Here is an 8,514-nt window from a genome sequence, read left to right as displayed (position 1 = left end):
GTGTGCTATAAATATTTTGTTTAGTTCTGACTGCGTTTTTTAAGTATTTATAACTATGAGTAAGACTTCTGGGGCTTTGAGTAAGCTAGGCACTTTGCTGGAATCATTAGCTTATGTTCTCATTGACTTGATTAAATCTAAGCCTGATGATTCTGCGTTTAGGGCTGAGGCTGAGGCTAAGATTGCTGAACTTTTGGCGGTTGATGAGGCTAATGCCCAAGCTCTTGAGGTGAGTAATGAAGCACTTCAAAATCTAATTGATACCGCTCTTGCTGCAACCTCGCCATCTGTAGAAGTTCCCCCGCCTGCTTTAGACGGTGAATTAGGCTAATTCTGGTAGATTTGGTGATGTACTTTTGATATTATCTGCCCTCCTAAAGAGGGCATTTTTAATGTATAGCTTTTGGCTTTTCCGCCTTCACTTCAAGGGTTTGGTTTGCCATGCTGGGGTTGGGGGGTAGAATGCTTGCTGGTAATTGACCGGGACAGTAGGTTTATGTGTCGGGATGCTACTGTGAAAGTTTAAAGTTGGACGTTGTTAGAAAACACTGGAATTGTTTACAGGTAAGTGTTTCCAGGATTTAGTATTCGTAAGTCGGGCGTTAAGTCGGGCGTTAAGTCGGGCGAAGTCGGGCGAAGTCGGGCGTTAAGTCGGGCGAAGTCGGGCGAAGTCGGGCGTTAAGTCGGGCGAAGTCGGGCGTTAAGTCGGGCGTTAAGTCGGGCGTTAAGTCTTTGCTTTTATACATTCATTGTCTGACACAGACAACAAGGCATGAAAGTAGCATCTTGCCTCTAAAGGCATTGCGTTTATAACCTTGAAAAGGTTTATTGAATTCATATCTTTGCGCTTGTGCCTATATTTTGAAATCATCTGCTCGTCAATTCCGCTAATATTGGCGACTTCTGATGCTTTCAAATCGAAAAGTTTTAAAGTTTGATCTAGGGCATCACGTGGATCTAGCATTGCAAGCCAATTTATTTTGTTTATCCCATCATGCCTTGAGTTGTGCTTTTAGACAACTGCTTTTCGGACAATTCTCGAAAAGTTGTATGATTGCTGTGTAAGTGTTGTTTTAAAAGACAATGGACGCAAAAGAGTTTAATTCATTGACTTTGAGAGAGCTTGCTTCCATATCAGGTATAGATAAAGCTAGATGGAGTAAGTATTTTACAGGCAAAATAAGTGTGACAGAAAGAACTCTGTCCCGAATAGCTCCACGATTTAATATGAGTTCTGAAGAGCTTTTTGCTGCTATGTATCAACGCAAAAAAAAGTTCTTGTCTAAAAAGACAACTTAAGCTACTATGAATTTAGTTGTCTTTTCAGACTACTAAATTTATGTGGTACTCGACATCCGATCTTGCTGGTTTACCGGGATTACCTGGTAACGAAAGCAATATTCGCAAAAAAGCTAAGAGGGAAAATTGGAAATTACGTGATCGTCAGAAAGTAGGAGGAGGCAAGGAATACCATATTTCATCCCTGCCTCCCGAAACCCAGGCTTATCTGAAACAGCAGGTAGAGCCAGATCAACAGCATTCCCAGCCGGAGTCTGGGAACGAGGAATTACCAATTACCAGTTCCTCGTTAGTTGTCAGTATTCCGACAGAAACCCTAATCAACCCGGTTATTCCCGCTCCTGCACCATCCAAAACAAGGACGGCATACAAGACAGCGAGAGGTAACAAGGACGAAGACAGGATTAACGCCAAAGTAGAAATACTCAGAGTTCTGGAGAGCTTCTGTGAAGAGAACCGGCTGCAAAAAATCAACTGCCATCATCTTTTTGCGGTGTATTACTCACAGGGAAAAATCGACGTTTCCTCAGAAACCCGGAAAGTTGTTCCGACCATATCGCCGAATACTTTGCAAAGGTGGTACAAAACCCTGGAAACAGGCAGTGTACAGGCTTTAGCTGGTAAATATGGCAATCGGGCTGGAGATACGAAGATTGATGCTTATCCGCAGGTTCGAGACTTCGTTTTGGGGATGATTGCTCAATATCCTCATGCAACTGGAAGACATATACTCATGGCGTTGAAGGGGCGATTTGAGGAGGAGATTTTACCTTCTTTACGCACTTTAGAGCGATGGGTTGCCAGATGGAAGGAGGAGAACAAGGAGTTATTCACGGCCACTTCTAATCCTGATGGGTGGAAAAACAAATTCATGGCTGCTTTTGGCAGTTATTCAGAGGATGTAGTACGGCTGAACCAGTTATGGGAAATGGACTCTACTCCGGCTGACATCTTATTAACAGATGGGACTAGAAACACTCTAAAAGATGCGTTATTACGCTATTCGATTATTGGTTGCATTGAAGTCTATTCCCGGCAGTTAAAGCTTTTGATTGTCCCGACCTCCAAGGCTTATGCTATCGGCACTTTGCTGAGACAATGCCTGCTTGATTGGGGTGTACCAGAGGTGATCAAAACCGATAATGGCAAGGATTATACGGCTAATTATCTACAGCGTTTATTTGCTGGACTGGATATCAAACAAAAGCTGTGTGAACCTTTTCAACCCTGGCAGAAACCACATATCGAAAGAGTTTTTAGAACTTTTTCTCATGGGTTATTGGAACTGCTAGACGGGTACATTGGACATGATGTCACCGAACGTCAGGAGTTAAGAGCTAGGCAGTCTTTCTCTGACAGACTCATGAAGAAGAATGAGGAAATCTGTATCAGTATGACTGCTGCCGAATTCCAGGCTTTCTGTGACAGGTGGACTAAGTCAATTTATGCCCATCACCCTCATTCGGAACTGAAAGGAACTTCTCCATTCCAGATGGCAGCTAACTGGCAGGGGAATATCAAGGAAATCCGTAATGAGCGGGCTTTAGATATTCTCTTGGCTGAAGCGCCGGGATCTCATGGACTGCGAACAGTGCAGAAGAAGGGCATTCAGTTGGAGGGGACTTGGTTTATTGCTGCTGAGTTAGCGACTTGGATAGGGCAACAGGTGCAGGTGCGGTTTGACCCGGTAGACATGGGTAAAATCTATGTTTTCGATGGAGATTTCAAGCTGATTTGTATTGCTGAAGACCCTGCTAGAACTGGCATTAATCGTCAGGAAGTAGCAGTTTTAGTCAAGCATAACCAACGGGAAAGTGTGCAGGCAGGAAAACGAGCATTGAAGGCTTTATCCAAGAAGGCCAATGTTCCCGAAGCAATAGAAAATTATCAGCAGTTGCAGGAAGAGAAAGCCGCAAATATCATTGCTTTCCCCACTAAGGCTGAAGAATATCAAACGGCTGCTTTAAAATCCGCAGCGGACGTGGTTCAAGCTTTGCAACCTAAAAAATATTCGCAGATGTCGGCTGAGGAATTGGCTGAGGCTGACGCGGCTATGGCTCGGATCGAAAGACAACCGGAAATGGTGCGCGATGGTGATTATTTCTGCCGTTTGTGGCGGGAAATCAAAGCTGGTAAATCAATTCTTGCTGATGACAAACAGTGGATGTTGCACTACCTCACAACTCCAGATGGAAGTGGTGCGTTGATGTTCTTAGGGGTATCTGAGGAGGAGGTGAGGGCGTTGGCATCATGACTGATGAGGAAATTCTTGATCTCACTGATGCTGACTGCTGGAATCCTGCACACTTTGGCGACCCGCCACCATTTTTACAAGATGGGCTGCAATTAACTATTTTTTTTGATTGCAGTGAGGAACCGCCAGAACCTGATGATTTTGAGGATTTAGAAGAGTTTAAGGAGGCTTGGAAGTTATGGACGGAAAGTTTCCCAGCGTAGGAGGTTAAGCCTTGTTGGGGAGTGGTTTCAACTGCTTATTTTGTTTATTTGGAGCTAAAAACTGTGGAAGAAACAACAAGGTTTTTGATTTTTGACAAGTTTGAAGGACTTTATTTGTCCCGTCACGGTATGGGTTTTGGATGGTCGTTTAAGAAGTATAACGCGGCTACTTTGACTGAGGAGCAAGCCGTATTTTGGAGAAATCAACTTATCAAAATTAAGCAACGCGGTGGGTTTTCAGTTTTGATGGTGGATGCGAAATCATGACACCAGAAGAACTGGAAAAGTATACTCAGCGATGCCGGGAATTGGCACAGGGTTATCACTACGATTACTCAAACCCTGAGCTTGAGGAGTTGGTTAAGTCCCCAAGCTGGAATGAGATTCAAAAACAACTGACTCCATCAGCAAAGAAGGCGTATAAAAGCTATTTCCGTTACATCGCTGACCGCAGTTTTGGTTGTTTAGATATAGAAATCAAAACCTGGGAGTTGCTGGTTGAAGGCATTAAAGCGATTCAGATAAAGATGCTCAAAGCCAGTAAAAAAGCCAAAAAGTAGGGGTTTAGGGTTTAGCAATGCTGAACCCCTACCAAAAACACATAAGGGATTTTAACACATGAAGAACGAATTAGCAAAAGTTAAGAATTTACGGCGTTTATCGCAAGCCTATGAGGCGCTGAAGCTGCGTGATCACAGTGTACCTGGAATGGGTCTGGTAAGCGGGTTTACTGGGAGTGGGAAAACTCGCTCTATCTCTTGGTTGGTTGAGCAATCCAACGGTGTTTATTGTCGGGCTAATGCCACTTGGTCAGTTTCGGCAATGTTAGGGAGTATTTCTTCTGAGTTGGGTGTATCTCCACAACACCGAAATTACAAAATGTTGGGAAATGTAGCTGAATGGTTCGCTTCTGCTCAACGCCCACTGTTTATTGATGAATGTGATTATCTGCTACGCGACTTACGGATGGTTGAGGCGCTGCGTGATATTCACGACCTTTCTGGAGTGCCTGTGATGTTGGTCGGCATGGAAGGGATTGAGAAAAAACTGGCCTTGCGATTGCAACTCACACGTCGGATTTCTCAATTTGTGGAATTTCAGCCATTAGATATTGAAGATGCCCGTGTTTTAGCAGACACGGTGAGCGAAGTAGCAATTGCTGATGATTTGCTAACCAAAATTCATCAGGAAGCTAAGGGTGGTGTTGGGCTGATGATTGTGGGTTTAGCACGGGTAGAGGCGTTGGCTAAGACTCAGCAATGGCAAACAATAGGGGCTTCCCAATGGGGGCAACGCAAACTTTTCTTAACTAAGGCAGGGTAGAAGATGATGCCACCAATTTTGCGTAGGTATGAAGCGCGACTAATTGACGCAATTGATACGCTGATTACAAAATTAATGACTTGGGAAGATGGGCAATTTTCAGCTTCTGAGGTGGGTTTGAGCCGCAGGGAAGCTCAGGAGATTGCAGCTTGGGTAATTAATGATGCTGCTGATCCTTTTGGATTTTGTGGTGCAAGTTTGACTGGTGACAGATTGTTGGAGCTTCTTGGAAATATTCGGCAAGAGGAAGATAACAATGATTCAACTTGAACGAATGTGGTCGAAGATTCGACAACTTGAGGTCTTTAGTTTGTGCGAATTGACCGAGTTTTGTGATTTAGAGATTTCGATTCAATTGTTAGCTACTTACATCTTGGCTTTAAAAGAAAGCGGGTACTTGGTCGAATTGACAGGTAAGCGCAACTTAGTAACACATGGGCGTTATCGATTGGTGCGGGATTTGGGGCAATTTGCACCGATATTGCGTGAGTCAGTTTCTATCTCAGTAATGGGGCAATCTGTGCAAGTCAAGTATGCGATGTATGACCCCAATGAGGATTTTTATTTCCCACTGATTAAGGAGGATTAGATGGTGGTTTTGGAGGAATGGAAAGAGATTTTATTGCAGGAAGTTGAAAGATCGACTCAATATAAAGTGGCAGAAAAGCTAGGGGTTTCGCCCTCTCTTGTATCGAAGGTAGTCAAAGGTAATTACGATGCCAAAATAAGCAAATTACCCTTCTTGATAAGAACTAAATTGCAGCCAGAGCTAGTAGAAAATGACGAATGGTTAGATAGGTTAAAATATATTTGCTCCATCTACAAAGTTCGGGATGTTGCTAAAGCTTTAAATACTTCTGGCTCTTTTTTGTACACAGTGATAGGTGATCGCTGCAAATCGAATTGTTACAAATTAAGGGTAAAATTCGAGGCTGTTTTTGGGGATGAAAAAAGCATTGAATCTTTAGGTATTAGGAAAAAAAGGAAGGCTGATAAAAAGAAGATTAGCCAGACCGATGATTTAACTATACGGGTAGCTGATGCTATTTACTGTGGTGGCGTAACTTCTTACGAAGATTTGAAGGATAAATTCCCTCAATATAAATTGAGCCGAAGTTTGAATCTTTTGGAAAAGATGCGAGCTATTAATGTTATTAAGCCCTCGCTCATAGGGCGTGGCAGAGGGCAATTGCCAAAGCCAAAATACACTATAGCTTGCAAGTGTTCTTCGCCTGGAAACAATGATAAGTGCGCTAATTGCCCTCTAGGTAAGATGATTATATCTGCTTCCAGCTTATTGGATGAAATCGATGATGATGAGGTTTAGTAATGCTTGCTGTAAATAATTTATTGGATTTCCAGGAATTAAAAAATAGGTGTGCCGCTTATCTTCAACCTTTAGCGGATGCGGGGATTAAAGATTTTAATCGACAGGATTGTGGGTTGTTGCGCGAGGAACTTAGTAATTTTATTGATGAACTAGAGCGCCAAGAACTAGAGTATAAATCTTTGGATTTGACTAGTGCATTCTACTCAGTAATTCATCAATTTCAGACCGGAGTCACTTTCCTTCCAAATGCGCTCATTGCGCCTAAGAGTAACGTGTATTACGTCTTGCCAGCGGTGGCACGCTTGAACAGATTCACGGTGAACTATCCGTTTGTTTCTGTTAATTTCTACAAAAACAAAGGATCGTATGAATTACGAAGAAACTCTCAAATCAGGGATTTAAACGAGTTTAATTTGGTTCTGGCTGTTGATCCATTAGCTAAAGTAGGTGGTTATCGTTATGGGCGCATATCATGAGGGGAAAGTTTTTCAGACATATCTTGCAGGATTATCTGAAACAGAATTAAAAACTGTGGCTTATGAATTGTTTGTGAAATTGCAAAATGAACGAGCTTTAAATAATTCTTTGAAGCAGGAATGCAATTCTTTGGCTTTTCAAAACGCACGCTTAAATAGCGTTTGTCTTTCTTACGTACAGGGTTCGTTGATCGATTTTAAACTTTAACTTTAGTTCCGCCTGATGAGTTCGCTTGACCCGGCGACGAAATAGGGGCTTAACGCCCCTGTCGCGGATTGGGTCAACAATCCGTTCACACACAATCAATGGGGGCTATGCCCCCTTTCCTAGTATGGAGGAAGAATGATCACACCAGAACAAGTGCTGTTAGCACTCCAGGAAAATCAAGGCGCGAACAACGGTTTACGAGCCAAGGATTTAGTTGAATTGCTTACGGGATATGCTTCCAAGGCTTCTGATGAGCGATATTTGCGTCAGGTGGTTTCGGCACTGCGTATACAGGGATTCCCAATTTTGGCTACTCCGGAGAGGGGTTACTACTGGCCAACTGATGTTAATGAGATTGAAGTTACCTGCTTTTGGTTGCGTAAACGAGCCATGACTCATCTGTGGATGGTTTCCAAGTTGAAGCGTTTTGGGATACCGATGCTCACGGGACAACTAACTTTGCCGATTCCTGTGGTTATTCCAGCAATTCCTCAAATGGATCAGCCAAATGAGGAGGAGGCTAAGGAGCAGGTGCAAGCCATTTTCATGGTGGTTCCTCAAGATATTTATGAGTCAGTGGTTGCACTGGGGCAAAAAACTGGAAAGACCGATGAAGAAATAGCTTCTATGGCTTTGGCTGTTTTTGTAAGCGGGTGTCAGGAGCTTGTGAGAGATATGGAGATTACCCATGAATGATCCAAGTCAAAGCACTGTGGTTGATGCTGATGGTACTGAACTGCAAGGTGAAGGCAGTTGTGAGGTAAATCAGCCGATTGATGAGTCTCCGCCTCAAGAGGAGGAAGAGGGTGACTGAAATTGCTGATCAGCAAAAACGCAAGCGGCTTTTAGCAAAAATCCACATCTTAAAGAAGGATAAGGAAATTGATGATGCAACCTATAGGTTCTTGCTGCAAGAGTATTTCCAGGTTGATTCTGCTAAAGATTTATCTGAGACAGATTTAGAAAAGTTTGCCTCTGCTTTGACAACTTTTAGGAGGATGAAAAGCAAAGTTATCTCAGGTCAAAATAGGTTGATTTTGATTCTATGGGGAAAGCTTTATGAACAAGGTAAAACAGGAAGTGGCAATCGCCGATCGCTAAACCGATGGATAAAGCGACAGACTGGGGTGGAACGGATGGAGTGGTTGGATTCCAGTCAGAAAGCCAAGTTGATCGAGGCGCTGAAGGCTTGGGTCAGGCGGTGGAAGCCAGATTCAAACTAGGGCAACGGGCAACTTGGAAGGATGCACCTTGGTGGTGGAATCCATTAGGGGAAGAGATTTGTGAGGTCGGGAAGGGGTATGTGCGATTAGATTATGGAGGGCGGAAAATACCTTTTTGTGATGTAATTTTAATTTCGCCACTCTCCTGATTTACACTTGGTTTTTAAACTTGGATATTATTAATTAATCCCTGGCACT

The 8,514-nt window shown here is 43.2% G+C and carries 13 protein-coding genes; all 13 read left to right on the top strand.

Annotated features, from left to right (window positions below):
- Window positions 1-55 precede the first annotated feature (55 nt).
- The 13 genes from ANA7108_RS0105685 (at window position 56) to ANA7108_RS0105610 (ending at window position 8,316) form a co-directional block, all read left to right on the top strand.
- A complete protein-coding gene (locus ANA7108_RS0105685; protein WP_016949806.1) occupies window positions 56-331 on the top strand; it encodes a hypothetical protein in 276 nt (91 codons plus the stop codon).
- 1,008 nt (window positions 332-1,339) lie between these two features.
- The gene (locus ANA7108_RS0105670) at window positions 1,340-3,553 is read left to right on the top strand and encodes a Mu transposase C-terminal domain-containing protein (protein WP_016949803.1); all 2,214 of its coding nucleotides are present in this window, start codon (window positions 1,340-1,342) and stop codon (window positions 3,551-3,553) included.
- Window positions 3,550-3,756, top strand: a complete 207-nt coding sequence (locus ANA7108_RS0105665; protein WP_016949802.1) for a hypothetical protein — start codon at window positions 3,550-3,552, stop codon at window positions 3,754-3,756. The genes ANA7108_RS0105670 and ANA7108_RS0105665 overlap by 4 nt, the downstream gene beginning before the upstream one ends.
- 63 nt (window positions 3,757-3,819) lie before the next feature.
- Window positions 3,820-4,023: a hypothetical protein gene (locus ANA7108_RS0105660; protein ID WP_144052355.1), complete on the top strand. Its 204-nt coding sequence runs from the start codon at window positions 3,820-3,822 to the stop codon at window positions 4,021-4,023.
- A complete protein-coding gene (locus ANA7108_RS0105655) occupies window positions 4,020-4,316 on the top strand; it encodes a hypothetical protein (protein ID WP_016949800.1) in 297 nt (98 codons plus the stop codon). Before ANA7108_RS0105660 ends, ANA7108_RS0105655 begins: the two co-directional genes overlap by 4 nt.
- A 58-nt stretch (window positions 4,317-4,374) precedes the next feature.
- Window positions 4,375-5,079, top strand: a complete 705-nt coding sequence (locus ANA7108_RS0105650; protein ID WP_016949799.1) for an AAA family ATPase — start codon at window positions 4,375-4,377, stop codon at window positions 5,077-5,079.
- Window positions 5,080-5,082: 3 nt separating this feature from the next.
- The gene (locus tag ANA7108_RS0105645) at window positions 5,083-5,349 is read left to right on the top strand and encodes a hypothetical protein (RefSeq protein ID WP_144052354.1); all 267 of its coding nucleotides are present in this window, start codon (window positions 5,083-5,085) and stop codon (window positions 5,347-5,349) included.
- The gene (locus ANA7108_RS0105640) at window positions 5,336-5,668 is read left to right on the top strand and encodes a hypothetical protein (protein ID WP_016949797.1); all 333 of its coding nucleotides are present in this window, start codon (window positions 5,336-5,338) and stop codon (window positions 5,666-5,668) included. The genes ANA7108_RS0105645 and ANA7108_RS0105640 overlap by 14 nt, the downstream gene beginning before the upstream one ends.
- The gene (locus ANA7108_RS0105635) at window positions 5,669-6,406 is read left to right on the top strand and encodes a helix-turn-helix transcriptional regulator (protein ID WP_016949796.1); all 738 of its coding nucleotides are present in this window, start codon (window positions 5,669-5,671) and stop codon (window positions 6,404-6,406) included.
- A 2-nt stretch (window positions 6,407-6,408) separates the two neighbouring features.
- A complete protein-coding gene (locus ANA7108_RS0105630) occupies window positions 6,409-6,885 on the top strand; it encodes a hypothetical protein (RefSeq protein WP_016949795.1) in 477 nt (158 codons plus the stop codon).
- A 343-nt stretch (window positions 6,886-7,228) separates the two neighbouring features.
- On the top strand, window positions 7,229-7,789 hold the full coding sequence (locus tag ANA7108_RS0105620) for a hypothetical protein (RefSeq protein ID WP_016949793.1): 561 nt from the start codon (window positions 7,229-7,231) through the stop codon (window positions 7,787-7,789).
- Entirely contained in the window at window positions 7,782-7,907 is a 126-nt protein-coding gene (locus ANA7108_RS31165) for a hypothetical protein (RefSeq protein ID WP_016949792.1), read from the top strand. Before ANA7108_RS0105620 ends, ANA7108_RS31165 begins: the two co-directional genes overlap by 8 nt.
- Window positions 7,900-8,316: a regulatory protein GemA gene (locus ANA7108_RS0105610; protein WP_016949791.1), complete on the top strand. Its 417-nt coding sequence runs from the start codon at window positions 7,900-7,902 to the stop codon at window positions 8,314-8,316. Before ANA7108_RS31165 ends, ANA7108_RS0105610 begins: the two co-directional genes overlap by 8 nt.
- Window positions 8,317-8,514: the final 198 nt, after the last annotated feature.

Origin of the sequence: Anabaena sp. PCC 7108 (assembly GCF_000332135.1) — a bacterium.
Classification (GTDB): Bacteria; Cyanobacteriota; Cyanobacteriia; order Cyanobacteriales; family Nostocaceae; genus Anabaena.
This window is presented reverse-complemented; position numbering and strand designations above follow the sequence as displayed.